The following is a 25,665-nucleotide window of genomic DNA, read 5'->3' as shown; positions in this document are numbered from 1 at the left end:
GAATGAGTGAGTGAGCGCGTGATCATCGGGGTCGGGATCGATGTGGCGGAGATCGAACGGTTCGACGCGGCGCTGCAGCGTACGCCGCATCTGGCTCAGCGGCTGTTCCTGGACAGCGAGTTGCTGCTGCCCAGCGGCGAGCGGCGTGGGATCGCCTCGCTGGCCGCCAGGTTCGCCGCCAAGGAGGCCATCGCCAAGGCGCTGGGGGCGCCCGGCGATCTGCTGTGGACGGATGCCGAGGTGTTCGTCGAGGACAGCGGGCAGCCCCGGCTGCGCGTCGTCGGCACCGTCGCCGCGCGCGCGGCCGAGCTGGGCGTACAGCACTGGCACGTCTCGCTGAGCCATGACGCGGGGGTGGCGTCGGCCGTGGTGATCGCGGAGGGTTGACCGTATGCGAACTGCGTACAGCGTGGAGACCGTACGGGCCGCCGAGCGCGCCCTGATGGCACGGCTGCCCGACGGCGCCCTGATGCAACGGGCCGCCGCGGGTCTCGCGGCGGCCTGCGCCGATCTGCTGCGGCGGAGCGGCCGGGTGTACGGGTCCCGGGTCGTCCTGCTCGTCGGCAGCGGCGACAACGGCGGCGACGCGCTGTACGCGGGGGCCCGGCTGGCCCGGCGCGGCGCGGGCGTCCGCGCCCTGCTGACCGCGCCGGACCGGGCCCACGAGGGCGGGGTCGCGGCGCTCCGCGCGGCGGGCGGGCGTGTGGACGGCGCCGACCGGGTGAGCACGGACCTGATCGGCCGTGTCGATCTCGTCGTCGACGGCATCACCGGCATCGGCGGCCGCGGCGGGCTGCGTGAGGGCGCGGCCGCGCTGGTGCGGGCCCTCGAGGCGACCGGGGCACCGATCGTCGCCGTCGATCTGCCCAGCGGTGTCGAGGCGGACACCGGTGAGGTGCTCGGCGACGCCGTGCGGGCCGATGCGACGGTCACCTTCGGCACGTACAAACCGGGGCTGCTCATCGACCCGGCCGCCGACCGGGCGGGCGCGCTGCGCCTCGTCGACATCGGGCTCGACGACGAGCTGCCCGGCGTACCCGATCTGGAGGCGCTGCAGTACGCGGACGTCGCCGCGCTGCTGCCCGTTCCCGCCAGTGAGAGCGACAAGTACCGGCGCGGGGTCGTCGGCATCGTCGCCGGGTCCGCCCGGTATCCGGGAGCGGCGGTGCTCGCCGTCGGCGGGGCGCTGCGGGGCGGTGCGGGGGCGGTGCGGTACGTCGGCCCGGGCGCCGACGCCGTGATCGCCCGGCACCCCGAGACCCTGGTCCACTCGGGGCCGCCGTCGAAGGCGGGGCGGGTGCAGGCATGGGTCGTCGGCCCCGGGCTCGGTGACGGTACGGCGGCCGTCTCGGCGGTCGCCGACGTGCTGGCCGCCGATGTCCCGGTACTGGTGGACGCGGACGGGCTGCGGCTGCTCGACGCCTCCGTCGTGCGGTCGCGCACCGCTCCGACGCTGCTCACCCCGCACGCCGGGGAGGCTGCCGCGCTGCTCGGCGTGCCGCGCGAGGAGGTCGAGGCGGGGCGGCTCGCCGCCGTGCGGGAACTCGCCGCCCGCTACCGCGCCACCGTGCTGCTCAAGGGGTCGACGACGCTGGTCGCCACCGACACCGAGCACACTCCCGTACGGGTCAATCCGACCGGCACCTCCTGGCTGGCCACGGCGGGCAGCGGCGACGTCCTCTCCGGGCTGACGGGATCCCTGCTGGCCGCGGGCCTCGATCCGCGCGACGCCGCCTCCGTCGGTGCCCATCTGCACGGTCTGGCGGCCCGGCACGCCTCGGACGGCGGCCCGGTCGCCGCGCAGGACGTCGCGGACGCGATCCCGGCGGCGTGGCGGGACGTACGGGCCTGAGCGATCCTGAGCACCAGCGGGCAGGGAACCGCAGATGAGAGCCGGTGAGGAGTGGTCGACGGTGGGCAGCAGTTCGGTACGGGTACGCCGGGTGTACGACCCGCAGGAGGACGGTGACGGGACCCGGGTCCTCGTCGACCGGCTCTGGCCCCGCGGCGTCGCCAAGGACCGGGCAAGGATCGACCGGTGGCTCAAGGACCTCACACCGTCGAACGAACTCCGCTCCTGGTACCACGAGGACCGCACCGGCACCCGCTACGACGACTTCGTCGACCGCTACCGTGCCGAGCTCGCCGACCCCGTGCACACGGCGGCGGTCCATGAGCTGGTGGAACTGGTCCGCGCGGGTGGGCCGGTGACCCTGGTCACGGCGGTGAAGGACGTCCCGCACAGTCATGTCCCGGTCCTCGTCGACCATGTGGAACATGAGCTGCGCCACCGGTGACGTCGGCGGCGTCGTGCGTGGTCCCGACGCCCCTGACGCGCCCCGGGCCCGGTACCTGAGGGCCCTGTCGTACGCCTCTGAGAGACTGGGCGCGATGAACGAGACAGCGTCCTTGAGAGCCCGAGCCGAGATCGACCTCGCCGCACTGCGCGCCAACGTGCGCGCGCTGCGTGCCCGGGCGGCCGGCGCGCAACTCATGGCCGTCGTCAAGTCCGACGCGTACGGGCACGGGGCGGTGCCCTGTGCCAGGGCCGCGCTCGAAGCCGGGGCGACCTGGCTCGGCACCGCGACGCCGCACGAGGCACTGGCCCTGCGCGCCGCCGGGCTCGGCGGCCGGGTGATGTGCTGGCTGTGGACGCCGGGCGGCCCCTGGCGCGAGGCGATCGAGGCCGACATCGACGTGTCGGTGAGCGGTATGTGGGCGCTGCGCGAGGTCGTCGCCGCGGCCGAGGAGGCCGGCCGGCCGGCCCGTATCCAGCTCAAGGCCGACACGGGCCTCGGGCGCAACGGCTGCCAGCCCGCCGACTGGCCGGAGCTGGTCGCCGCCGCCCGCACCGCCGAGCAGGCGGGCACGGTCCGCATCACCGGCCTCTGGTCCCACTTCGCCTGCGCCGACGAGCCGGGCCACCCGTCGATCGCCGCCCAGTTGGGCGTGTACCGGGACATGGTGGCGTACGCGGAGAAGGCGGGCGTCGAACCCGAGGTACGGCACATGGCGAACTCTCCGGCGACGCTGACGGTCCCCGAGTCGCACTTCGACCTCGTACGGACCGGGATCGCCATGTACGGCATCTCGCCCAGCCCCGAGCTGGGCACCCCGGCGGACTTCGGGCTGCGCCCGGTGATGACGCTCGCCGCGTCGATCGCCCTGGTCAAGCAGGTGCCGGCGGGTCACGGTGTCAGCTACGGGCACCACTACACGACGTCCGCCGAGACGACGCTCGGCCTGATCCCGCTCGGCTACGCGGACGGCATCCCGCGCCACGCCTCCGGGCGCGGCCCGGTCCTCGTCGGCGGCGCCCTGAGGCGGGTCGCGGGCCGGGTGGCGATGGACCAGTTCGTCGTCGACCTCGGTGGGGACGTCGTCGAGGTGGGCAGCGACGCGGTGCTGTTCGGGCCGGGGGACCGGGGTGAGCCGAGTGCCGAGGACTGGGCGGAGGCGGCCGGCACGATCGCGTACGAGATCGTCACCCGCATCGGCGGCCGGGTACCGCGCGTCTATGTGAACGAGACCCCTGCCGACGAGAACGACGCCCAGGCCGGCCCGGACGGGATCCGGGCCGCCGAGAACGAGACCCCGCCCGATCCGACCTGATCAAGCCCGATCCGGCACGTCCTGCATCTCCTGACCAGACCTGACGGACAACGATCGACGAGGAGCGCGGCACGGTGAGCGAGAGCAGTGCGGGGGACGCGATGGCGACGGCGGCCGCTGTGGCGGTCGGCTGGCGCCGGGCAGGCATTGCCGGAGCCGCCATAGGCGTGATCGCGGCCGGTGCGGCGGCCGGGGTCGCGGTCGAGCGGATGACTGTCGGCCGGGGCATGCGCAGGAGGGCCAGGCTGGCGCTGGACGCCTCGGGGCCGTACGGCTCGCTGCGCGGCATGCCCGGCCGGGCCACCGCCGACGACGGCACCGAGCTGTACTACGAGACCGACGAGGTCGAACCGGACGGTGGTACGGGCGCGGGCACCGGACCGGGGGCGGGCGCCGGGGCCGCCGGTACCGGACCGCGGCGGCGCCGGCTCTTCGGCCGCAAGGCCCCCGGGCCCGTCACCGTCGTCTTCAGCCACGGCTACTGCCTCAGCCAGGACTCCTGGCACTTCCAGCGGGCGGCGCTGCGCGGCCTGGTGCGCACCGTGCACTGGGACCAGCGCAGCCACGGCCGCTCCGAGCGCGGCCGGGCCCAGGCCGAGGGTGTGACGGTCGGCATCGACCAGCTCGGCCGCGACCTGAAGGCGGTCATCGACGCGGCCGCCCCCGAGGGCCGGCTGCTGCTGGTCGGGCACTCGATGGGCGGCATGACGATCATGGCGCTCGCCGATCAGTACCCGCAGTTGATCCGGGACCGGGTCGCCGCCGTCGCGTTCGTCGGCACGTCGAGCGGGAAGCTCGGCGAGGTCAGCTTCGGGCTGCCGGTCGCGGGCGTGAACGCCGTGCGACGGGTGCTGCCCGGGGTGCTGAAGGCGCTCGGCTCGCAGGCGGAGCTGGTGGAGCGGGGCAGGCGGGCGACCGCCGATCTCTTCGCCGGGCTCATCAAGCGGTACTCGTTCGGTTCGCGGGACGTGGATCCGGCGGTCGAGCGGTTCGCCGAGCGGCTGATCGAGTCCACCCCGATCGATGTGGTCGCGGAGTTCTACCCGGCCTTCACCGAGCACGACAAGAGTGCGGCGCTGCCCGCGTTCCGCGACATCCCGGTGCTGATCCTGGCGGGCGACAAGGACCTGGTGACGCCCAGTTCGCACAGCGAGGCCATCGCCGACGAGCTGCCGGACGCGGAGCTGGTCATCGTGCCGGACGCCGGGCATCTGGTGATGCTGGAGCACCCGGAGACGGTGACGGACCGGATGGCGGACCTGTTGGTCCGGATCGGAGCCGTACCGGCAGCGGCTAACGTTGGCGGGCATGGAAGCACCGCACAACAGCCTGGCGGCTGACGCCGCAAACGCACCGGTCGCGCACCCGGCGCCCGGGGAGACGCAGGCCGGAGCGGCCCCCGCCGGGGAAACCCCGGTCACCGCCCGCCTCGACGTCACCTCCCCCGAACAGATGCAGGCCCTGGGCCGCCGGATCGCCGGCCTGCTGCGCCCCGGCGACCTCGTGATGCTCAGCGGTGAGCTCGGCGCCGGGAAGACGACGCTGACCCGGGGCCTCGGTGAGGGCCTCGGGGTGCGCGGCGCCGTGACCTCTCCCACCTTTGTGATCGCCCGCGTCCACCCGTCGCTGGGCACCGGCCCGGCGCTCGTCCATGTCGACGCGTACCGGCTGGGCGGCGGGCTCGACGAGATGGAGGACCTGGACCTCGACGTGTCGCTGCCGGAGTCGGTGGTGGTCGTGGAGTGGGGCGACGGCAAGGTCGAGGAGCTGTCGGACGACCGGCTGCACGTGGTGATCCACCGCGCGGTCGGTGATACGGACGACGAACGGCGCTCGGTGACGCTGGTCGGGATCGGCGCGCGCTGGTCCGGGCTGCGGGCGGCGCTGGAAGCGGCGCACTGAGCCCGCGCAGACGAGTTTTCCGACAGGCTGTCGGCATATTGTTGCGCGGGGCGGGCCGGGCGTGGTCACATGGATGCCGAGAGCGGGTTAGGTCTACCTAACCACGCCTTCCACCGGAGCCCCAGGAGGCATCCATGCCGACGCCCGAGCGTGAAGCGCAGCCGCAGCCGCCAGTGCCGTCCGCGGTGTCGATGAAGGATCTGCTGGCGGCCTGCGCCGCGGCCAACGCGGTCTCCACCCCGCCGTCCGAGGAACGGCAGGAATCAGGGGAGCCGCAGGCGTCCGAGGAGCGCGACGCCGCGTAGCGGGCTTCCGCACGAGACGGCGCGCAGCCGGCTTCCGCCCGGGCGTTACGGGACCACGACCACCTTTGCGCCGACCGTCGCGAACGCCCACATCGCGTTGCCGTCCGCCCGCTTCATCCGTACCCCGCCGGTCTTCCGCTTCGGGTCGGGGCTCTTCATGGAGCCGTCCTGCGCCGCACTGAACCCGACGGGCACGCCGCCGTCGGCCATCGCGAACAGCACCACGTGCTCGATCGGCACGCCGTCCGAGCCCTTGATGACGCCCGTGCGCGAACGCACCTTGTACGACCCGGGCCGCGGATTCACGGAACTCGGCATGACCGCGAAGGACCGGAGCATCTTTCCCTTCGCGTCGACCAGCCACACCCGCCGGTCGTCCAGCGCGTACACGACCCGCGCCCCGGCGCCGGAGTCGGCGGGGACCGCGAGCGGGTTCTTCTTGTCCTTGTGCTCGGCGGCGTGGCCGGCGGCGGGGGCGGTGCTGGTCGCCTTCGGGCTGGGGACGGCGAGTGTCTCGGGGACATTCGCCGATGCCTGGTAGGCCAGGAAACCGACCGCGGCGAGTGCCGCCGCAGTGAGCCCGGCCACGATTCCCGAGCTGCCCCTTGCCACCGTGCGCGCCCCTTTCGCTTTCGTCTGTCACGCAAGCGCTTCGTATGTCGCATGTCGTACAAGCGTTTACGTCGTACCCGCGTACACCGGGTGACGGTAGCAGCAGCGGCCGGTGGGAACGGGACTCCGTACGGGGAGCCGTGGTGCCGTCGCCGGAGCCGTAGGCTGTTTGCGTGCTCTTGCTCGCTGTGGATACCGCCACCCCCGCCGTCACCGTTGCCCTGCACGACGGGACCGCCGTCGTCGCCGAGTCGAGTCAGGTCGACGCCCGACGGCACGGGGAGCTGCTGCTGCCCGCTGTCGACCGGGTCCTCGGCGACGCAGGGACGGGACTCGACGCCGTGACCGGGGTGGTCGTGGGCGTCGGCCCGGGACCGTACACGGGCCTGCGGGTCGGGCTGGTGACGGCCGCGACGTTCGGCTCGGTGCTCTCCGTGCCGGTGTACGGGCTGTGCACGCTGGACGGCCTCGCGTACGCCGCCGGGCGCAGCGGCCTGGAGGGCCCGTTCGCCGTCGCGACGGACGCCCGCCGCAAGGAGGTCTACTGGGCGCGGTACGAGGACCCCCGTACCCGCATCGGTGAACCCGCCGTCGACCGGCCCGCCGACATCGCCGAACAGCTCGCCGGTCTTCCGGTGGTCGGGGCGGGCGCGGCGCTCTACCCCGACGCGTTCCCGGACGCCCGCGGTCCCGAGCACGTCTCCGCGGGTGCGCTCGCAGCCCTGGCCGCCGAGCGTCTCGCCGCGGGAGCGCAGCTGCTGCCGCCGCAGCCGCTGTATCTGCGCAGGCCCGACGCCCAGGTCCCGAAGAACTACAAGGTGGTCACCCCGAAGTGACGCCCCCGACTGCCGTACTGCGCGAAATGCGCTGGTGGGACATCGATCCGGTGCTGGAGCTCGAACACGAGCTGTTCCCGGAGGACGCCTGGTCGGCCGGTATGTTCTGGTCCGAGCTGGCGCACGCGCGCGGCCCGCAGGCGACCCGGCGCTATGTCGTCGCCGAGTCCCCGGTCACCGGCCGGATCGTCGGGTACGCGGGGCTCGCCGCGGCCGGTGACCTCGCCGACGTCCAGACGATCGGCGTCACCCGTGACCACTGGGGCGGCGGCCTCGGCTCGGAACTCCTCACCGACCTGCTGAAGCACGCCACGGCCTTCGAGTGCGCCGAGGTGCTGCTCGAGGTCCGGGTCGACAACACCCGCGCGCAGAAGCTGTACGAACGCTTCGGCTTCGAACCGATCGGCTTCCGCCGCGGCTACTACCAGCCGGGCAACATCGACGCGCTCGTCATGCGCCTGACGGTGCAAGAGCCCGCACAAGAGCCCGTACAAGAGACAGAGACTGACTGATGGCTGACGAACCGCTCGTACTCGGCATCGAGACCTCCTGCGACGAGACCGGCGTCGGTATCGTCCGCGGTACGACGCTGCTCGCCGACGCCATCGCGTCCAGCGTCGACACCCATGCCCGCTTCGGCGGCGTCGTCCCGGAGATCGCCTCCCGCGCCCACCTGGAGTCGATGGTCCCCACCATCGAACGCGCCCTGAAGGAAGCCGGCATCAGCGCCCGCGACCTCGACGGCATCGCCGTCACGGCCGGTCCCGGGCTCGCGGGCGCGCTGCTCGTCGGCGTCTCGGCGGCGAAGGCGTACGCGTACGCGCTGAACAAGCCGCTGTACGGCGTGAACCACCTCGCCTCGCACATCTGCGTCGATCAGCTGGAGCACGGCCCGCTGCCCGAGCCGACCATGGCGCTGCTGGTCAGCGGCGGCCACTCGTCGCTGCTGCTCGCGCCGGACATCACCAACGACGTACGGCCGATGGGCGCGACCATCGACGACGCGGCGGGCGAGGCCTTCGACAAGATCGCCCGGGTGCTGAACCTCGGCTTCCCCGGCGGGCCGGTCATCGACCGGCTGGCGAAGGAGGGCGACCCGAAGGCCATCGCGTTCCCGCGCGGACTGAGCGGCTCGCGCGACCCCGCGTACGACTTCTCCTTCTCCGGCCTGAAGACATCCGTCGCCCGCTGGATCGAGGCGAAGCGGGCCGCGGGCGAGGAGGTGCCGGTTCGGGATGTGGCGGCGTCCTTCCAGGAGGCCGTGGTGGATGTGCTCACCCGCAAGGCCGTCCGGGCCTGCAAGGACGAGGGTGTCGACCATCTGATGATCGGCGGCGGGGTCGCGGCCAACTCGCGGCTGCGGGCACTGGCCCAGGAGCGGTGCGAGCGGGCCGGCATCCGGCTGCGGGTGCCGCGGCCGGGGCTGTGCACGGACAACGGTGCGATGGTCGCGGCGCTGGGCGCCGAGATGGTGGCCCGCAACCGGTCGGCGTCGGACCTGGAGCTGTCGGCGGACTCGTCGCTGCCGGTGACGGACACGCATGTGCCGGGCAGCACGTACCACCACGACCACGATCATGTGCACGAGGTCAGCAAGGACAACCTCTACTCATGACCGTCGCCCTCATGTGGGAGGCCCGGGCCGTGGCAGGCCGGGGCGCCGAGCTGCTGGAGTGGGCGCGGGCGCGCACGGGCGAGCTGGCGTACGAGCCGCTGCGGTACGAGCTGCTGCGCGCGCCGCAGGACCGGGTGCTGGTCATCACCTGGTGGGAGGCGGCGTACGGCGACGTGCTGCCCGAACTTCCCGAGCCCGAGCCGGAGTTGATCACCCGGGCGGTGCACCGCTGGCGGTTCGAGGTCGCCGGTCCGGACACCGGCCGGGATGTCGGCGGGACATGAGAAAACTCAACGGATCCTGAGATTTCCCGAAAGAAAACCGAACAAGGGTTCCCGGCGTAATAATTCGGACTTACGTTCCTCGACGTGACCGGAGACAAGAGACGCCGTTCCCGTCGGCTCAAGGCGGCCGCGGCAGTGATGGGCTGCATCCTGGTGCTCGCCGCGGCCGGGGCGGGGTGGGCGTACTGGCATCTGAACCAGAACATCCGCAGTGTGGACATCGACAGCGCGCTGGGTGACGACCGCCCCGCCAGGGCGCCCGTCACCGTGCCGACCGCGGCTCCCTCGGCGTCGGCGTCGCCCTCGGCCTCCGCGTCCCCGCTGCCGACCGGTGTGCTGAACATCCTGGTTCTCGGGTCGGACTCGCGCAGCGGCAGCGAGAACTCCGCGCTCGGCGGCGGTGACAGCACGGGCGCCCGCTCCGACACGGCGATGGTCGTCCATGTCGATGCCGACCGTACGAAGGCCACCGTCGTCAGCATTCCGCGCGACACCCTGGTGACGCGCCCCTCGTGTCCGACCCCTTCGGGCGGCACCACTCCGACGACCTACCGGACGATGTTCAACAGCGCGTACGCGGTCGGCGGTCCCGTCTGCGCGGTCAAGACGGTGGAGCAGCTCACCGGTGTCCGGATGGACCACTACATCGAGATCGACTTCGCCGGCTTCGCCGGTCTCGTCGACGCGCTGGGCGGGGTGACCGTCACCACGACGCAGGACATCGACGACGACAGCAGTCATCTCCACCTCGGCGCGGGCACCCACCGGCTCGACGGCACCCAGGCCCTGGCCTTCGCCCGCACCCGCCACGGCATCGGCGACGGCAGCGACCTGGGCCGGATAAAGCTCCAGCAACAGCTGGTCGAGGCGCTGCTGCAGGAGGCCGGGAAGACCGATCTGCTGACCGACCCGGCCGGCCTGTACAAGATGGTGGACGCGGTCACCGGCAGTCTGACCACGGACACCGGCCTCGACTCGCTCGGCGAGCTGAGGGGCCTGGCGCAGAGCCTCGGCGCCCTCTCCTCGACCGGGCTGACCACGGTCACCATGCCCGTCGTCGCCGCCCCGTCCGACCCCAACCGGGTGGTGGCGCAGGAGCCCGCCGCGAGCAGGCTCTGGGCGTCCCTGCGATAAAGGCCGGAAAAATCTTCCGGAGGTGTGTCGATTGCGGCGTCTCCCGTTCGACGCAAGGGTGAGAGGCAGGGAAAGCCCCCGCCCTCCCGCACCGAGGAGTCACCATGCCGCGCTTTCTGTCGATGATCCGCATCGATGAGCAGAACCTGCCCGCCCAGACCCCGGACCCCGAGTTCGAGGCGCGCATGGGGGCGCTGTTCGAGGAGATCACCAAGGCCGGGGTCATGCTGGACACCGCGGGGCTCGCCCCCACCTCCCAGGGGACGAGGGTCAGCTGGGAGGACGGCAAGCTGAGCTACACCGACGGTCCCTTCACCGAGACGAAGGAAGTCGTCGGCGGCTACGCCCTCATGCAGTGCAAGGACAAGGCCGAGGCGCTGGAGTGGACCAAGCGGTTCCTGGAGATCCACCCGAACAACTGGACGGTCACCGCCGAGGTCCGCGAGATCGCCGAGGGCTGAGCCAGTACGCGCTCCCGCCCCCGGCCCGGCCGCGCTTGCTCCGCTTCTGATCGGCTGCTCTGATGGGTGGCCGTGACGGAAGCAAGCGCGGCCGCGGCGGTCGAGGCCGTATTCAGGATCGAGTCCGCGCGGATCATCGCCGGTGTCGCCCGCATCGTGCGGGACGTGGGCATCGCCGAGGAACTCGCGCAGGACGCCCTGGTCGCGGCATTGGAACAGTGGCCGGAGTCGGGTGTCCCGGACCGGCCGGGCGCCTGGCTGACGGCCACCGCCAAGCACCGCGCGATCGATCTGGTCCGCCGCAAGGAGACGTACGCCCGCAAGCTCGCCGAGGTCGGACGGACCCTGGAGGACGTGCAGCCGCCCGGGCCGGACGACATCGCGGGGGCCGACGACATCGACGACGACCTGCTGCGGCTGATCTTCACCGCGTGCCACCCGGTGCTGTCGACCGAGGCCCGGATCGCGCTCACCCTGCGGCTGCTCGGCGGCCTCACCACCGACGAGATCGCCCGGGCGTTCCTGGTGTCCGAGCCGACCGTCGCCCAGCGCATCGTCCGCGCGAAACGCACCCTGGGCCGGGCCGGCGTCCCCTTCGAAGTGCCGTACGGCTCCGACCGCGCGGCCCGGCTCGACTCCGTGCTCGAAGTGATCTACCTGATCTTCAACGAGGGGTACGCGGCCACCGCGGGCGACGACTGGCTGCGCCCGGGGCTCTGCGAGGACGCGCTGCGGCTGGCCCGGGTGCTGGCCGGGCTGATGGGGCAGGAACCCGAAGTGCACGGCCTGGTCGCCCTGCTGGAGCTCCAGGCGTCCCGCACCGCGGCCAGGACCGGCCCGGACGGCGAGCCCGTCCTGCTCGCCGACCAGAACCGGTCCCGCTGGGACCGGTTGCTGATCCGGCGCGGGTACGCGGCGCTTGAGCGGGCGAACGCACTGGGCGGGGCCCCCGGCCCGTACGCCCTGCAGGCCGCCATCGCAGCGTGCCACGCCCACGCGGTGACGTACGAGGAGACGGACTGGGCGGTCATCGCCACGCTCTACGGCCTGCTGGCCAAGGCGGCCCCGTCACCCGTGGTGGAACTGAACCGCGCGGTCGCGGTGTCGATGGCCGAGGGGCCCGAGGCCGGGCTCGCACTGGTCGATGCCCTGGCCGGCGACCGGGCGCTGGCGGCGTACCACCTGCTGCCGAGCGTGCGCGGCGATCTGCTGGCACGGCTGGGGCGTGCGGACGAGGCGCGGGCGGAATTCGTGCGGGCGGCGGGACTGACCCGCAACGCACGCGAGCAGGCGCTGCTGCTGGCGCGGGCGGAGAAGGAGGCGGAGGAAGGCGGCGCGCCGCGATGAGTTTCGGGCGGCGGCAAGGTCTACCTTGCACAGCCACCCCCGTACGAGTCGCCTAGGAGCAGGCCATGCAGAAGATCAAGACCTTCCTATGGTTCGACAACCAGGCCGAGGAGGCCGCGAACCACTACGTCTCCATCTTCGGAGGGGACTCGAAGGTGCTGGGCGTCACGCACTACACCGAGGCGTCGCCGGGCGAGCCGGGCGCGGTCATGACCGTCGAATTCCGGCTGGCCGGCCAGGAGTACATCGCACTCAACGGCGGCCCGCAGTTCCCCTTCACCGAAGCGATCTCGCTCTCCGTCGACTGCGAGTCGCAGGCGGAGGTCGACGAGCTGTGGGCCAAGCTCACCGACGGCGGCGAGGAGAGTCAGTGCGGCTGGCTCAAGGACAAGTACGGGCTGTCCTGGCAGATCGTCCCGCGCGGGCTGTCCGAGGCGCTCTCCGACCCGGACCCGGCCAAGGCGGACCGGGCCATGAAGGCCATGCTCGGCATGAAGAAGCTCGACATCGAGGCGTTGCTCAACGCCTGACGGTCCGGGCCGCGGCCGCTCCGGGCGGGGCTGCCGCCGCACACGGTCAACCGGGCTGTACGCCACTGAGGTGGCGCCCGTCATCCGCATGGAGTCACTCCGGTCGCGCGGGCGCACCGGCCGGTTCGGCGGCCTCGTTGACTGTGTGACCGGGCGCATCGGGTGCCCGTCGAGAGAGGAGGCGCCATGTCCGATCAGTACGACTACAGCGGCGAGCCGGAGCACGATCCCGACGTGGCGGATGCCGTCCACGACTCCGAGTACCTCGGCTCGGCCGGCGAGCCCGATGCGTACGACGACTACCTGGACAGTGAGCAGTACGACTGAACCGGACCGGGACGGGCGGGGCTCCCCGCTGTCGACCGACCCCGCCCGTCCCACCTGTCGTTCATGGGCCTCCGGACGATCGGCCGGCTGTCCGGCCTGGCCGGCGTCACCAAGGCGTTCGTGCACCGCCGTCGGCTGCTGCGGGTGCTCGTCGGGGCGCGCGGGTCCGCGCCGCTGTTCTCCGTCAGCGGCGGCGCTCACCGCTGCCCCCGCCCCTATCCTGGCCGCGTAGCAGGATCCGCGCAGGGGGAGGGTGTCACATGGAGTGGTACTGGTGGGTGCTGATCGTCTTCTGGACCGGCGGCTTCGGATGGGCGGTCGACAACGTCCGTACGGCGCTGCGCAACCGGCACACCCGCAAGCTGGAACTGCTGGAGGCGAGCAAGCAGGAACGCCTGGCCGTCGAGGCGGCGAACCGGCCGCCGGAGCCGGTCTGCGGCTGCACGCACCACCTTGCGAAGCATGACAAGCGGGGCAAGTGCCATGAGCGGGTCGAGGTGCCGGCGGCCTGGGACGAGAGCAAGAAGCCGGTCCGCTTCGAAGCCGGGCAGTGCAACTGCCAGCAGTACGTGGGCCCGCAGCCGCTCTCCCAGGTGTACGCAGAAGACCTGACCGACCTGGCCTAAGGCATCTCCGGCCGCACGGGGTGGCCGATCAGCATGGTCGGCGCCCCGGCGACCCGGGTCAGGAACACGGTCGCGGCGTTCGGGCCCTGGAGCTTCATCTTGCGGCGCAGCTCCTCCGGTTCGACGGCCGAGCCCCGCTTCTTGACGGTCAGGACGCCGACCTTCCGCTCCCGCAGCAGCGCCTTCAGCTTCTTCATGTTGAACGGCAGCCGGTCGGTGATCTCGTACGCGGAGGTGTACGGGGAGTCGTACGGTTCGTCGCTCGTGACGTACGCGATCGTCTCGTCGATCAGCCGGCCGCCCGACCGCTCCACGATGTCGGCGACCAGATGCGCACGGATGACGGCACCGTCCGGCTCGTACAGATAGCGGCCGACCGGGCCGACGGGCGGGGCGGGCAGCGCGGCGGGAGCCGACAGGGTCGCGCCGGCCGGGAGCAGCGTGGCGCGGTACGAGCCGGCCGCGAACCCCTCGCCGAACCAGAGCACCGCCTCCTTCACATCGCCGCCGTCCGAGATCCACTCGGCCTCAGCCTGCTCGGGGACCGCCTCGTGCGGGATGCCGGGGGCGATCTTCAGCGCGGCGCGGGGGGCCTTCAGCGCGGCACCGGTCGCCCAGGAGAGCGGCGGGGAGTACGCCTCCGGGTCGAAGATCCTGCCGCGTCCGCCGCGCCGGGCCGGGTCGACGAACACGGCGTCGTACGCGGCGGTGTCGATCTCGGTGACATCGGCGCACCGCACCTCGATCAGGGCGTCCAGCCCGAGCGCGGCGGCGTTGGCGCGTGCCACCTCGGCGGTCAGCGGGTCGCGGTCCACGGCGAGGACGGAGATGCCCGCGCGGGCGAGCGCGATGGCGTCACCACCGATCCCGCAGCAGAGATCGGCGACGCTGCGGACGCCGGCTGCGGCGAACCGGCCGGCCCGGTACGTGGCTACCGAGGTCCGGGTCGCCTGCTCGACACCGTTCGGCGTGAAGAACATCCGGTACGCGTCCTCGGCACCGAACTTCGCCACCGCCCGCTGCCGCAGCCGCGCCTGCCCCAGCGCCGCCGAGACCAGTGCGGCCGGGTGGCTGCGGCGCAGCCGGGTCGCGGTGGCGAGCTCCTGGGCGGGGTCGTAGGACCGCAGCTCGGTCAGGAGCGCCGCGCCCTCGGGGGCGCGCAGTGCCGTGAAGGCGGCGAGCGGGTCGGTGAGCGGGTCGGTGGCACCGGACGGGTCGCTCGGGCTGCTCGGGTCGCGCGGGTCTGTCGGGCCGGTCGGGGCGAAGGCGTTCACCGGCCCATTGTGAGCCAGCCGGGGGACCGCTCGGGGGTCGGCGGCGGTGTCGGGCCGAGTGATCGTTCGACTGCTGCCACTATCCGAGCTCATGCGGTTTTACGACAAAAGGAAGAATTTGCCATGACGGGGCGGAGGTCGGGCTCGATCTGTCGCAGGCAGGGTGACCTGCGACGGGGCGGCCGGGATATGCGGTTCCGGCCGCGCCCCTCGCGCACTTCCGGGGGCGCCCCGGACTTGGACGGCAGCGGCGGTCTGGCCGTCATGATCCGCGCGGTCATGAAGACGATCACGGCGGTCATGAAGACCGACACGGACAAGGGCTACGCCGTGGCACGGCCGGAGGACTGCGTATGAGCCGGGCGCGCCGGCTGCTCGCCGGACTACTGGCGGCAGGCGTTCTTCTGACTGCCACCGCCGGATGTGCGCAGTCGGTCGACCCGATCGAACGACTGGGCCGGAAGGCTGCGCAGAAGGTGCACGGCCCGCACCGGGCGCCGGCGGCGGGGCGGACGTCGGAGTCGGGGCCGAAGGTGGACGTGCGGGGTGATCACGGGGCGCCCGGGTCGCGGGTCGTCACCGCCTGCGGGCGGCGGGACCGGCCGCGGGAGTCCGCGGCCCCCCGGATGTCGCCACCGCAGAGGCAGCGGCAGCCGGACCGGCCGGAATCGTACGGCGCCGTGGACCCCGGGGCCGGGTGCGACCGGCGGTAGCCGTGTGCCCGTGGACGTCGCGGGCCCGTGAACTTCGTCCCGCGAGCCTCGCCCGGGGCGCATGCTCCTGGGTTGCGCGCCAGGGGACCCTGCCCGTGGCTGCCACGCCACGACCGCACCGAATTGGCACTCCGCTTGACCGAGTGCTAATCGCGGTCATAGTCTCGGCTCTGGCACTCCCCACTGGAGAGTGCCAGCAGTACTGCGCGACTGGCAGGTCCGGCACCCGCGACGACGGATCCACCTGGTCGCCACCCCAGACAGTTAACCCCGCAGTTAACCCCGAGATCTCCGAAGGGGGAGGCCGGATCGTGACGACCACCAGCTCCAAGGTTGCCATCAAGCCGCTTGAGGACCGCATTGTGGTCCAGCCGCTCGACGCCGAGCAGACCACGGCCTCTGGCCTGGTCATCCCGGACACCGCCAAGGAGAAGCCCCAGGAGGGCGTCGTCCTGGCCGTGGGCCCGGGTCGCTTCGAGAACGGCGAGCGTCTTCCGCTCGACGTCAACACCGGTGACATCGTGCTCTACAGCAAGTACGGCGGCACCGAGGTGAAGTACAACGGCGAGGAGTACCTCGTCCTCTCGGCTCGCGACGTGCTCGCGATCGTCGAGAAGTAATTCACTCACGTTTGCTTCTGTTCTGCGCCCCTGGCCCCCTGCGAAATACCTAGCCGGCGGTCGGGGGCGCAGTTCGTTTGAGAGGACAGCTCAGCTCCCATGGCGAAGATTCTGAAGTTCGACGAGGACGCCCGTCGCGCCCTTGAGCGTGGCGTCAACAAGCTTGCCGACACGGTGAAGGTGACGATCGGCCCCAAGGGCCGCAACGTCGTCATCGACAAGAAGTTCGGCGCTCCCACCATCACCAACGACGGTGTCACCATCGCGCGCGAGGTCGAGCTCGACGACCCGTACGAGAACCTCGGTGCCCAGCTGGTGAAGGAGGTGGCGACCAAGACCAACGACGTAGCGGGTGACGGCACCACCACCGCCACCGTGCTCGCCCAGGCGCTCGTCCGCGAGGGCCTGCGCAACGTTGCCGCGGGTGCGTCCCCGGCCGCCCTGAAGAAGGGCATCGACGCCGCGGTCAAGGCCGTGTCCGAGGAGCTCCTCGCGACCGCCCGCCCGATCGACGACAAGTCCGACATCGCCGCCGTGGCCGCGCTCTCCGCGCAGGACTCGCAGGTCGGCGAGCTCATCGCGGACGCGATGGACAAGGTCGGCAAGGACGGTGTCATCACCGTCGAGGAGTCCAACACCTTCGGTCTGGACCTCGAGTTCACCGAGGGCATGGCCTTCGACAAGGGTTACCTGTCCCCGTACATGGTGACCGACCAGGAGCGTATGGAGGCCGTCCTCGACGACCCGTACATCCTGATCCACCAGGGCAAGATCGGCTCGATCCAGGAGCTGCTCCCGCTGCTGGAGAAGGTCATCCAGGCCGGTGGCTCCAAGCCGCTGCTGATCATCGCCGAGGACGTCGAGGGCGAGGCCCTGTCGACCCTGGTCGTCAACAAGATCCGTGGCACCTTCAACGCCGTCGCGGTGAAGGCCCCGGGCTTCGGTGACCGCCGCAAGGCCATGCTCGGCGACATCGCCACCCTCACCGGTGCGACCGTCATCGCCGAGGAGGTCGGCCTCAAGCTCGACCAGGCCGGTCTGGACGTGCTGGGCACGGCGCGCCGCGTGACCGTCTCCAAGGACGACACGACCATCGTGGACGGCGGCGGCGAGCCCGGCGACGTCAAGGGCCGGGTCAACCAGATCAAGGCCGAGATCGACTCCACGGACTCCGACTGGGACCGCGAGAAGCTCCAGGAGCGCCTTGCGAAGCTGGCCGGCGGCGTGTGCGTGATCCGCGTCGGTGCCGCCACCGAGGTGGAGCTCAAGGAGAAGAAGCACCGTCTGGAGGACGCCATCTCCGCGACCCGCGCCGCGGTCGAGGAGGGCATCGTCTCCGGTGGTGGCTCCGCTCTGGTCCACGCCGTCAAGGTCCTCGAGGGCAACCTCGGCAAGACCGGCGACGAGGCCACCGGTGTCGCGGTCGTGCGCCGCGCCGCCGTCGAGCCGCTGCGCTGGATCGCCGAGAACGCGGGCCTCGAGGGTTACGTCATCACCTCGAAGGTCGCCGACCTCGACAAGGGCCAGGGCTTCAACGCCGCGACCGGTGAGTACGGCGACCTGGTGAAGGCCGGCGTCATCGACCCGGTCAAGGTCACCCGCTCCGCGCTGGAGAACGCCGCGTCCATCGCGTCGCTGCTGCTCACGACCGAGACCCTGGTCGTCGAGAAGCCGGCCGAGGAAGAGGCCGACGCCGGTCACGGCGGTCACGGTCACTCGCACTGACGCGTAGCCGCACCGGCGCACAGCCGTAGAAGGCCCCTTGTTCCCGCCGCTCAGCGGCGGGAACAGGGGGCCTTCGGTCTTCTTCGTTCCTCGGTGCTCGGTCGGGCGGGGTTCAGTCGACCGCGCCGAGCTGGCGCATCAGGCCCATGACGTCCTCGTGCCACCAGCCCTCCTGGATCCTGCCGTTCTTGAACCGGAAGATCGTGGTGCCGGTCATGATGCACTGCCTGCCCGTCGGCGGGATGCCCATGAAGTCGCCCTTGTGGGTGCCGGTCCAGGTCCACAGCGTCACGACGTCGTTGCCCTCGCAGATCTGCCGGTCCAGGTCGAAGGAGAAGTCGAAGGCGGCCCGCCATCCGATGAGATCGTCCCGGAGGCTGCCGGACCCGATCACGGTCTCCTCTTCCTTCGCGATGTCGTGGTCGGCGTAGTCGGGCGCGAACACCTCGTCGATGGCGTCCAGATTGCCGCCGACGGCGATCTCGTGGAAGAACCTGCGGGACAGTGTCTGGTTCAACTGTTCGTCGCGGACCACGTCGAGATCGATGAAGGTGGGCGTCTCGTCGCAGAGCGCCACGATTTCCTGGAAGATCCGGTCGGTCTCCGGAAGCTTGGAGTTCGCCACCGCGTCCTCGTACGAGGGAAATTCGACGATCTCCACGTAGTGGGCGCCGTTGGAGCGGTCCTTGCCGATCAGGCTGTGAGTGGCGGTCCGGGAACCCTTGGTCTGTTCGACCCACTCGTCCATGAGGCGGTCCATGTCATCGAACCGCTCCGTCTTGCAGTCGATTACTTGTACGAATCTCATGGTGTCTCCCGGTCTCACGAGCCTGGATGGGATGGTTCCATTTTATTGAGATACGGGGTTCATGACGGTTCGGGTGGAGCGGTCGGACCGAGTGATTCAGGCCTCTCGGCGGGCACCGGTTTCGCGAAGGGCGGACCGGCCGCGAACCGCGCCATCCCGTCCGGCGCCCGGCCCGTCGTCCGGTGCCACCCGGCACTGGGCGACGGTGCGACATGCGGAGACGACAGCGCATTCGGCAGGCCGTGCAACGGCGGCATCCCGGACGGAAGGTGAAGATTCGTCACATCCGGCGTGGTGCTGCGCGCCCCGGCGTATCACTGAGGACCCGGAGCCGCGCCGCGACCTCCGGCGCGGCCCGGACTCGCCCGCCCTCGCCGCCGGCCCCGTCATCGAGAACAACGGCGGCGAGGACCGGTTCGGCAACAAGCCGAAGCCCGCCGCTGACATCCGCGCCCGCGCGGGCCGCGGCATCCGACAAGAACCCGCTCACTGCGGCCCGTACTTGCGGCCGGTCTTGGAGGTGACCCCTCCGAGCAGGCCGCGCGGCGCCACCTTCACCAGCCCCATCAGCGTCTTGTACCGCGCGTCCGGGATCGAGAGGGACTTGCCGCGCGCCAGATCCGCCAGCGCCGTCGCCACCAGCTTGTCCGCGTCGAGCCACATCCAGCCCGGGATGTTGCCGGTCCCCATCCCGGCCCGCTCATGGAACTCGGTCCGTACGAAGCCGGGGCAGAGCGCCATCAGCCGCACCCCCGACCCGGCCAGATCCTTCGCCGCGCCCTGGGTGAACTGCACGACCCAGGCCTTGGACGCGCCGTACGTCCCGCGCGGTACGAACGCCGCGACCGAGGCCACATTGACGACCCCGCCCCGCCCGCGCTCCTTCATTCCGGCCGCGGCCGCCGAGGTCAGCCGCAGCACCGCCTCGCAGTGCACCTTCAGCATCTTCAGCTCATCGGCCATCGACACTTCCAGATAGCGGCCCTTGTTGCCGAATCCGGCGTTGTTGATCAGTAGATCGACGGATTGCCGACGGTCCGTCAATCGCGCCTCGACCGAGGCGATCCCGTCGTCCTCGGACAGATCGGCGGTCAGCACCTCGGCCTCGATGCCATGCAGGTCGTGCAGTTCGGTTGCCTGCTCCCGGAGCCGCTCGGTGTTGCGCGCCACCAGCACCAGGTTGTGCCCTTCGGCCGCGAGCCGCCGTGCGAAGGCGGCCCCGATCCCCGCGGTCGCGCCCGTAATCAGTGCAGTCGTCATACGCGGCACGTTAGTGCCACGCCCGCCGCGGGGGTCACTCGCCTGCGGTCCTCGACTCCACGTACTTCAGGGCGGAGCGCAGCGTCCGGGGATGGAGTGCGTCCCGGGCCGGGAGCAGCTCCGGCAGCAGCTCCCGGCGCGTCGTCGCGGCCAGGAACTCCAGCTGCACGGTGACGTCATGGTCCGGCCGGTGCACGATCTCGACCGGGTCCCCGGCACGGATCTCGCCCGGCTCGACCACTCGCAGGTAGGCGCCCGGAGCGGCTGCCTCCGTGAACCGCTTGACCCAGCGGCTCTCGTCGAGGTGACCGGCGAACGTTCGGCACGGAATCCGGCCGGAGGTCACCTCCAGCACCAGCTCGGGGCCGATCCGCCAGCGCTCGCCGATCTTCGCGCCGCTCACGTCCAGTCCGGAGATCGTCAGGTTCTCGCCGAACGCGCCGTTCGCCAGGGTGCGGCCGAGCGCGCTCTCCCAGGCGTCGAGGTCCTCGCGGGCGAAGGCGTACACGGCCTGGTCGGTGCCGCCGTGATGGCGCCGGTCACAGACCGCGTCCCCGGCCACCCCGCTGCCACCGGTGCCCCTGGGGCCGGGATCGGTGACCCGTACCGGGCCGTCGGCCGGCCGCTTGTCGATCCCGGTGACGCCATCGGGAGCGTCGGTGTAGTCGACCGCCTTGGGCCGTCCCACATTCACAGTCAGCAACTTCATCGGCTTCATAGGGGCCAACGGTAACCACCCGGTCTCAAAGTCACAGGTCGGTTACTGGTGCCCGCCCCAAGAGGGCCTTATGGTTGAAAGGTGATCGAAGCCCGTCATCTCCGTGTCCTGCGCGCCGTGGCCGCCACCGGTTCGTTCTCCGCCGCCGCGCGTGAACTGGGCTGCACCCAGCCCGCGGTCAGCCAGCAGATGAAGGCCCTGGAGTCCTCCGCGGGCACCCCGCTGCTCATCCGCACAGGTCGCGAGATGCGGCTCACGCAGGCGGGTGAGGCGCTTGTGCGTCATGCCTCCGGCATCCTCGCCGGGCTGACCGCCGCCGAGGAGGAGGTCGCCGCGATCGCCGGGCTGCGGGCCGGCCGGGTCCGGCTCGTCTCGTTCCCCAGCGGCAGCTCCACCCTGGTTCCCGGCGCCCTCGCCGCCCTGCGTGCGGCCCACCCCGGTACGAGGGTCTCCCTGGTCGAGGCCGAGCCGCCGCGCTCGGTGGAGATGCTCCGGGAGGGGGACTGCGACATCGCGCTGGCGTTCCGCTACGGCACCTCGGGCGCCGAATGGGACGACCTGGTCGTACGTCCGCTGCTCACCGACCGGCTGATCGGCCTCGTCCCCGACGGGCACCGGCTGGCCGACGCGGATGCGGTGGGGATCGGTGAACTGGCCGACGAGTCCTGGATCGCGGGCTGCCCCCGCTGCCGCCGGCAACTGGTGGAGGTCTGCGAGGAGTCCGGTTTCACCCCCCGGATCGACTTCGCCACCGACGACTACCCGGCGGTGATCGGCCTGGTCGGCGCCGGTCTGGGGGTGGCCGTGCTGCCGGAGCTGGCGATCGAGTCGGTACGTCCCAAAGGGGCCCGCACCGTGACGGTGGAGCCGGCGGTCGAGCGTGAGATCGTCGCGCTGACGCTCCCGGACCTGGCGCAGGTCCCGGCCGTGGCGGCCACGCTGGACCAGCTTTCCCTGGCGGCCGCCCGCTAGGGAGTGCAGGAACGTTTCTTCGGTTGTTCTGCGCGGTTCGAGGGTCAGCCGTGCCCTGAAGGGGCGGACAACCCCGATGGAGCCCCTGCTGTCGCGATCAGTCGGTTGCGGGCCCGTCCCATGAGCTCTTCGCGCTCGTCCTCGGTCAGTCCGCCCCACACTCCGTAGGGCTCACGCACGGCCAGGGCGTGCGCTGCGCACTCGGCGCGTACCGGGCATCGCATACATACCTCTTTCGCCGAGTTCTCGCGGGCGCTCCGGGCCGCTCCGCGCTCACCCTCCGGGTGGAAGAACAGTGAGCTGTCGACCCCACGGCAGGCCGCCAGCAGCTGCCAGTCCCACAGATCGGCGTTGGGTCCGGGAAGGCGGGAGAAATCTGCCATTGCTTGTCCCCTCGAAACCATGCTGAGTCGGCTACGCGGTAGTCGTTCGTCGGTGACCGTGCTCATGACCGTACATCTACGGTGTAAGTAGATGTAAATATGACTGATTGCGAATCTATCCACAGACACCAGCAAAAGGGAAGAAAACCCGCTAAATGGGGCATACCTTCAGGTGAAGCTTCGATTGACGACTGGACAATCCGCGCCGTTCTCCTCCGTGTGCGACTCCTCACGTAGAGTGCCGAACCTGGTCGTCGGACCCGTAACTCTTTCGAGTGACCATCGTTGAGAGGGCGGAGGCGGTTGACGGAAAAAGCGATCGGGCAGATGTCCGAGAGTGTCAACCGCACAGGTGACGACTTGTATTCAGCCTGGAGGCTCAAGGTGACGCGCATCAGCTGCGGAGGACGGTCATGACATCCGTCCTCGTCTGCGACGACTCCCCGCTTGCCCGAGAGGCGCTCCGTCGCGCGGTCGCGACCGTGCCCGGCGTCGAGCGTGTGACGACGGCGGCCAACGGTGAGGAAGTTCTCCGCCGCTGGGGTGCCGACCGTTCGGATCTCATTCTGATGGACGTACGCATGCCCGGTCTGGGAGGTGTGGAGACGGTCCGGCGGCTGCTCTCCGCCGACCCCGGGGCGCGGATCATCATGCTGACCGTCGCCGAGGACCTGGACGGTGTCGCGCTAGCGGTCGCCGCCGGTGCCCGCGGATATCTGCACAAGGACGCCTCCCGCGCGGAGCTGCGGGCGACCGTCACCCAGGCACTGGCCGATCCGACGTGGCGGCTTGCCCCACGTCGGCTGCGGTCGGCCGAGATGGGTGCGGCGCCGACGCTCACCGCACGTGAGATCCAGGTGCTCGAAGGGATGAGCCACGGCCGTTCCAACGCGGAGATCGGGCGCGAGCTCTTCCTCTCCGAGGACACGGTGAAGACGCACGCCCGGCGGCTTTTCAAGAAGCTCGGCGCCTCGGACCGGGCGCACGCCGTGGCGCTCGGCTTCCGCTGGGGCCTGGTGCGCTGATGACCGGCGATGGCCGGTAGGGGGTGTCCCCGTCCGCCCTCCGGCGGGCGGGGCGACGGGGGCGCCGGGCGGCAGATCGGGAGCCGGTGCCCCGCAGTATGTGACGCTTCCCGGCCGATGCCGCATCCTTGAGATGTGGAGTTCCTCGGGAACGATTCGGTCGAGCGGAAGGGGAGGGCGCAGGACATGACTTCCGGCGCACCCGCTCATAACGCTTCGGTGCACAACTACGGACGCGGTGCCACGGATGAAGCGGCACCGAGGCACCATGGTCCGATGCGCGACGACGAGACGACGGTGATCGGTGCTCTGGTGCACCGTGCCGTCGACGGCGACGCGCAGGCCACCCATGATCTGCTGGCCCATGTCCATCCCCTCGCGCTGCGCTACTGCAGGTCCCGGCTGAACCGGCTGCCCGGTGATGCTCGCCACTTCGTGGAGGACCTGGCGCAGGAGGTCTGTGTCGCGGTGCTGATGGCGTTGCCGCGCTACAAGGACACCGGCAGACCCTTCGAAGCCTTTGTCTTCGCCATCGCCGGCCACAAGGTCGCCGATCTCCAGCGCGCCGCCATGCGGCACCCGGGATCGACCGCCGTGCCCTCCGACGAGATGCCGGAGCGGCCGGACGATTCGCTCGGGCCCGAGGAGCGTGCGCTGCTCAGCAGCGATGCCGCCTGGGCCAAGAAGCTCCTTGCCAACCTCCCGGAGAACCAGCGCGAGCTGCTGGTTCTGCGGGTCGCCGTCGGTCTGACCGCCGAGGAGACCGGGCAGATGCTGGGCATGTCGCCGGGTGCCGTCCGGGTCGCCCAGCACCGTGCGCTGAGCAGGTTGCGGGCCCTCGCCGAGCAGTGAGCGGCACCGGCTTCACCCCGAAACGGAGTTCCGTACGAAGCTACAGAACCTCTAGGTGATCTTGCTCGTGGAATGAGACACCCCCGGAGGCCGTTAGCATGGACATCCGCACCGATCAAGGCCATTTGGGGAAGGTGTCATGACTGCAAACGTCGACGGAGTGCCCGAGAAATTCGCGTCGCTCGGGCTGACATACGACGACGTGCTGCTGCTGCCCGGCGCGTCCGACATGGCGCCCGATCAGATCGACACTTCCTCGTACATCTCGAAGAACGTGCGGGTGAACATCCCGCTGCTGTCCGCCGCGATGGACAAGGTCACCGAGGCCCGCATGGCGATCGCCATGGCCCGCCAGGGTGGCGCCGGTGTGCTGCACCGCAATCTCTCCATCGCTGACCAGGCCAACCAGGTCGACCTGGTGAAGCGTTCCGAGTCCGGCATGGTCACCGACCCGATCACGGTGCACCCGGACGCGACCCTGCGCGAGGCCGACGAGCTGTGCGCCAAGTTCCGCATCAGCGGCGTGCCGGTGACCGACGGGGCGGGCAAGCTCCTCGGCATCGTCACCAACCGTGACATGGCCTTCGAGCCGGACCGTTCGCGCCAGGTGCGCGAGGTCATGACGCCCATGCCGCTCGTCACCGGCAAGGTCGGCATCTCCGGCGTGGACGCCATGGAGCTGCTGCGCCGCCACAAGATCGAGAAGCTTCCGCTGGTCGACGACGCAGGGGTTCTCAAGGGCCTCATCACCGTCAAGGACTTCGTCAAGGCGGAGAAGTACCCGAACGCCGCGAAGGACAGGGAAGGCCGGCTGCTGGTCGGAGCCGCCGTCGGTGTCGCGGGCGACGCCTTCGAGCGGGCCCAGGCACTCGTCGAGGCGGGCGTCGACTTCATCGTCGTCGACACCGCGCACGGCCACTCCCGTCTAGTCTCCGACATGGTCGCCAAGATCAAGTCGAACGCGTCGGGTGTCGACGTCATCGGCGGCAACATCGCCACCCGTGACGGCGCCCAGGCGCTGATCGACGCGGGCGTCGACGGCATCAAGGTGGGCGTCGGCCCCGGCTCCATCTGCACCACCCGCGTGGTCGCCGGCATCGGCGTTCCGCAGGTCACCGCGATCTATGAGGCGTCGCTCGCCGCCAAGGCGGCCGGTGTCCCGGTCATCGGCGACGGCGGCCTGCAGTACTCCGGAGACATCGCCAAGGCCCTGGTGGCCGGTGCGGACACCGTGATGCTCGGCTCGCTGCTGGCGGGCTGCGAGGAGTCCCCGGGCGAGCTGCTCTTCATCAACGGCAAGCAGTTCAAGTCGTACCGCGGCATGGGTTCGCTCGCCGCGATGCAGACGCGTGGCGACCGCAAGTCGTTCTCCAAGGACCGCTACTTCCAGGAGGGCGTCGCCTCCGACGAGAAGCTGGTCCCCGAGGGCATCGAGGGCCAGGTTCCTTACCGCGGCCCGCTCTCCGCGGTCGTCCACCAGCTCACCGGCGGTCTGCGCCAGTCGATGTTCTACGTCGGCGGCCGCACCGTCCCGGAGCTCCAGGCCAACGGCCGGTTCGTCCGGATCACCTCGGCGGGGCTCAAGGAGAGCCACCCGCACGACATCCAGATGACGGTCGAAGCGCCGAACTACAGCAGGAAGTAACGCAACAGAACAGGTGAGGGGCGGTCCGGGCGTACTGGGACCGCCCCTCACCTGTGTGTCGGGGATACTGGGAAACGCA

General features: G+C 71.0%; 30 protein-coding genes. 24 read left to right on the top strand and 6 right to left on the bottom strand.

Going from position 1 to position 25,665, the window contains the following annotated elements; all coding sequences use genetic code 11:
• The first annotated feature begins 18 nt into the window (after positions 1-18).
• From OHA88_RS20750 to OHA88_RS20720, 7 genes are all read left to right on the top strand, one after another.
• Positions 19-387, top strand: a complete 369-nt coding sequence (locus tag OHA88_RS20750) for a holo-ACP synthase (protein WP_267007997.1) — start codon at positions 19-21, stop codon at positions 385-387.
• Positions 388-391: 4 nt separating this feature from the next.
• Positions 392-1,852 (top strand): NAD(P)H-hydrate dehydratase, encoded by a 1,461-nt coding sequence (locus OHA88_RS20745; protein WP_326628031.1) that lies wholly within the window; start codon positions 392-394, stop codon positions 1,850-1,852.
• A 34-nt stretch (positions 1,853-1,886) separates the two neighbouring features.
• Positions 1,887-2,297 carry a DUF488 domain-containing protein gene (locus tag OHA88_RS20740; protein ID WP_328626626.1) on the top strand — a complete coding sequence of 137 codons (411 nt, stop codon included), beginning with the start codon at positions 1,887-1,889 and terminating at the stop codon, positions 2,295-2,297.
• 94 nt (positions 2,298-2,391) lie between these two features.
• Complete coding sequence (gene alr, locus OHA88_RS20735; protein WP_328626625.1) at positions 2,392-3,612, top strand: alanine racemase; 1,221 nt, start codon at positions 2,392-2,394, stop codon at positions 3,610-3,612.
• A gap of 74 nt (positions 3,613-3,686) precedes the next feature.
• Positions 3,687-4,952, top strand: coding sequence for an alpha/beta fold hydrolase (locus tag OHA88_RS20730; protein ID WP_326605311.1), 1,266 nt, complete (start codon positions 3,687-3,689; stop codon positions 4,950-4,952).
• Complete coding sequence (gene tsaE, locus OHA88_RS20725; RefSeq protein WP_328626624.1) at positions 4,921-5,514, top strand: tRNA (adenosine(37)-N6)-threonylcarbamoyltransferase complex ATPase subunit type 1 TsaE; 594 nt, start codon at positions 4,921-4,923, stop codon at positions 5,512-5,514. The genes OHA88_RS20730 and tsaE overlap by 32 nt, the downstream gene beginning before the upstream one ends.
• A 134-nt stretch (positions 5,515-5,648) precedes the next feature.
• The gene (locus OHA88_RS20720) at positions 5,649-5,819 is read left to right on the top strand and encodes a hypothetical protein (RefSeq protein WP_328626623.1); all 171 of its coding nucleotides are present in this window, start codon (positions 5,649-5,651) and stop codon (positions 5,817-5,819) included.
• 45 nt (positions 5,820-5,864) lie between these two features.
• On the opposite strand, the gene OHA88_RS20715 is transcribed toward OHA88_RS20720, so the two are convergent.
• A complete protein-coding gene (locus OHA88_RS20715; protein ID WP_389116871.1) occupies positions 5,865-6,407 on the bottom strand; it encodes a hypothetical protein in 543 nt (180 codons plus the stop codon).
• A gap of 197 nt (positions 6,408-6,604) precedes the next feature.
• On the opposite strand from OHA88_RS20715, the gene tsaB reads away from it, so the two are divergent.
• From tsaB to OHA88_RS20665, 10 genes are all read left to right on the top strand, one after another.
• Positions 6,605-7,267 (top strand): tRNA (adenosine(37)-N6)-threonylcarbamoyltransferase complex dimerization subunit type 1 TsaB, encoded by a 663-nt coding sequence (gene tsaB / locus OHA88_RS20710; protein WP_267002923.1) that lies wholly within the window; start codon positions 6,605-6,607, stop codon positions 7,265-7,267.
• A complete protein-coding gene (gene rimI, locus OHA88_RS20705) occupies positions 7,264-7,779 on the top strand; it encodes a ribosomal protein S18-alanine N-acetyltransferase (protein ID WP_030914270.1) in 516 nt (171 codons plus the stop codon). Before tsaB ends, rimI begins: the two co-directional genes overlap by 4 nt.
• Complete coding sequence (gene tsaD / locus OHA88_RS20700) at positions 7,779-8,882, top strand: tRNA (adenosine(37)-N6)-threonylcarbamoyltransferase complex transferase subunit TsaD (RefSeq protein WP_328626622.1); 1,104 nt, start codon at positions 7,779-7,781, stop codon at positions 8,880-8,882. The genes rimI and tsaD overlap by 1 nt, the downstream gene beginning before the upstream one ends.
• Positions 8,879-9,166, top strand: coding sequence for a hypothetical protein (locus tag OHA88_RS20695; RefSeq protein ID WP_326605316.1), 288 nt, complete (start codon positions 8,879-8,881; stop codon positions 9,164-9,166). The genes tsaD and OHA88_RS20695 overlap by 4 nt, the downstream gene beginning before the upstream one ends.
• A gap of 138 nt (positions 9,167-9,304) precedes the next feature.
• Complete coding sequence (locus tag OHA88_RS20690; protein WP_328629746.1) at positions 9,305-10,300, top strand: LCP family protein; 996 nt, start codon at positions 9,305-9,307, stop codon at positions 10,298-10,300.
• A 104-nt stretch (positions 10,301-10,404) separates the two neighbouring features.
• Positions 10,405-10,761 (top strand): YciI family protein, encoded by a 357-nt coding sequence (locus tag OHA88_RS20685; RefSeq protein ID WP_267002916.1) that lies wholly within the window; start codon positions 10,405-10,407, stop codon positions 10,759-10,761.
• 66 nt (positions 10,762-10,827) lie between these two features.
• Positions 10,828-12,108, top strand: coding sequence for an RNA polymerase sigma factor (locus OHA88_RS20680; protein WP_328626621.1), 1,281 nt, complete (start codon positions 10,828-10,830; stop codon positions 12,106-12,108).
• A 65-nt stretch (positions 12,109-12,173) separates the two neighbouring features.
• Positions 12,174-12,638: a VOC family protein gene (locus tag OHA88_RS20675; protein WP_326628013.1), complete on the top strand. Its 465-nt coding sequence runs from the start codon at positions 12,174-12,176 to the stop codon at positions 12,636-12,638.
• 186 nt (positions 12,639-12,824) lie between these two features.
• Positions 12,825-12,965: a hypothetical protein gene (locus tag OHA88_RS20670; protein WP_267002910.1), complete on the top strand. Its 141-nt coding sequence runs from the start codon at positions 12,825-12,827 to the stop codon at positions 12,963-12,965.
• A gap of 260 nt (positions 12,966-13,225) precedes the next feature.
• Positions 13,226-13,591 carry a hypothetical protein gene (locus OHA88_RS20665; RefSeq protein WP_267002908.1) on the top strand — a complete coding sequence of 122 codons (366 nt, stop codon included), beginning with the start codon at positions 13,226-13,228 and terminating at the stop codon, positions 13,589-13,591.
• On the opposite strand, the gene OHA88_RS20660 is transcribed toward OHA88_RS20665, so the two are convergent.
• Positions 13,588-14,958 carry a class I SAM-dependent methyltransferase gene (locus OHA88_RS20660; protein WP_328626620.1) on the bottom strand — a complete coding sequence of 457 codons (1,371 nt, stop codon included), beginning with the start codon at positions 14,956-14,958 and terminating at the stop codon, positions 13,588-13,590. The two genes, OHA88_RS20665 and OHA88_RS20660, sit on opposite strands and share 4 nt — an antisense overlap.
• 30 nt (positions 14,959-14,988) lie before the next feature.
• Between OHA88_RS20660 and OHA88_RS20655 the strand changes: the two genes are divergently transcribed.
• From OHA88_RS20655 to groL, 3 genes are all read left to right on the top strand, one after another.
• A complete protein-coding gene (locus tag OHA88_RS20655) occupies positions 14,989-15,222 on the top strand; it encodes a hypothetical protein (RefSeq protein ID WP_328626619.1) in 234 nt (77 codons plus the stop codon).
• 667 nt (positions 15,223-15,889) lie between these two features.
• Positions 15,890-16,198 carry a co-chaperone GroES gene (gene groES, locus OHA88_RS20650; RefSeq protein WP_030914297.1) on the top strand — a complete coding sequence of 103 codons (309 nt, stop codon included), beginning with the start codon at positions 15,890-15,892 and terminating at the stop codon, positions 16,196-16,198.
• Positions 16,199-16,297: 99 nt separating this feature from the next.
• On the top strand, positions 16,298-17,923 hold the full coding sequence (gene groL / locus OHA88_RS20645; RefSeq protein WP_326605323.1) for a chaperonin GroEL: 1,626 nt from the start codon (positions 16,298-16,300) through the stop codon (positions 17,921-17,923).
• A 112-nt stretch (positions 17,924-18,035) separates the two neighbouring features.
• Here groL and OHA88_RS20640 read toward each other — a convergent pair whose 3' ends face one another.
• The 3 genes from OHA88_RS20640 to OHA88_RS20630 form a co-directional block, all read right to left on the bottom strand.
• Positions 18,036-18,731: an ester cyclase gene (locus OHA88_RS20640; RefSeq protein ID WP_328626618.1), complete on the bottom strand. Its 696-nt coding sequence runs from the start codon at positions 18,729-18,731 to the stop codon at positions 18,036-18,038.
• Between the two features lie 486 nt (positions 18,732-19,217).
• The gene (locus OHA88_RS20635; RefSeq protein WP_267002897.1) at positions 19,218-19,991 is read right to left on the bottom strand and encodes an SDR family NAD(P)-dependent oxidoreductase; all 774 of its coding nucleotides are present in this window, start codon (positions 19,989-19,991) and stop codon (positions 19,218-19,220) included.
• Between the two features lie 34 nt (positions 19,992-20,025).
• Positions 20,026-20,700: an MOSC domain-containing protein gene (locus OHA88_RS20630; protein ID WP_328629745.1), complete on the bottom strand. Its 675-nt coding sequence runs from the start codon at positions 20,698-20,700 to the stop codon at positions 20,026-20,028.
• Positions 20,701-20,790: 90 nt separating this feature from the next.
• On the opposite strand from OHA88_RS20630, the gene OHA88_RS20625 reads away from it, so the two are divergent.
• Positions 20,791-21,681, top strand: coding sequence for a LysR family transcriptional regulator (locus tag OHA88_RS20625; RefSeq protein WP_326628005.1), 891 nt, complete (start codon positions 20,791-20,793; stop codon positions 21,679-21,681).
• A 44-nt stretch (positions 21,682-21,725) separates the two neighbouring features.
• On the opposite strand, the gene OHA88_RS20620 is transcribed toward OHA88_RS20625, so the two are convergent.
• On the bottom strand, positions 21,726-22,064 hold the full coding sequence (locus tag OHA88_RS20620) for a WhiB family transcriptional regulator (RefSeq protein ID WP_267002893.1): 339 nt from the start codon (positions 22,062-22,064) through the stop codon (positions 21,726-21,728).
• Between the two features lie 413 nt (positions 22,065-22,477).
• On the opposite strand from OHA88_RS20620, the gene OHA88_RS20615 reads away from it, so the two are divergent.
• The 3 genes from OHA88_RS20615 (at position 22,478) to guaB (ending at position 25,586) form a co-directional block, all read left to right on the top strand.
• Positions 22,478-23,089, top strand: coding sequence for a response regulator transcription factor (locus tag OHA88_RS20615; protein ID WP_003948568.1), 612 nt, complete (start codon positions 22,478-22,480; stop codon positions 23,087-23,089).
• A gap of 276 nt (positions 23,090-23,365) precedes the next feature.
• On the top strand, positions 23,366-23,941 hold the full coding sequence (locus OHA88_RS20610) for a sigma-70 family RNA polymerase sigma factor (protein WP_030084428.1): 576 nt from the start codon (positions 23,366-23,368) through the stop codon (positions 23,939-23,941).
• A 139-nt stretch (positions 23,942-24,080) separates the two neighbouring features.
• Positions 24,081-25,586 (top strand): IMP dehydrogenase, encoded by a 1,506-nt coding sequence (gene guaB / locus OHA88_RS20605; RefSeq protein ID WP_267002890.1) that lies wholly within the window; start codon positions 24,081-24,083, stop codon positions 25,584-25,586.
• Positions 25,587-25,665 lie beyond the last annotated feature (79 nt).

The organism is Streptomyces sp. NBC_00353 (assembly GCF_036108815.1).
Lineage (GTDB): Bacteria > Actinomycetota > Actinomycetes > Streptomycetales > Streptomycetaceae > Streptomyces.
This window is presented reverse-complemented; position numbering and strand designations above follow the sequence as displayed.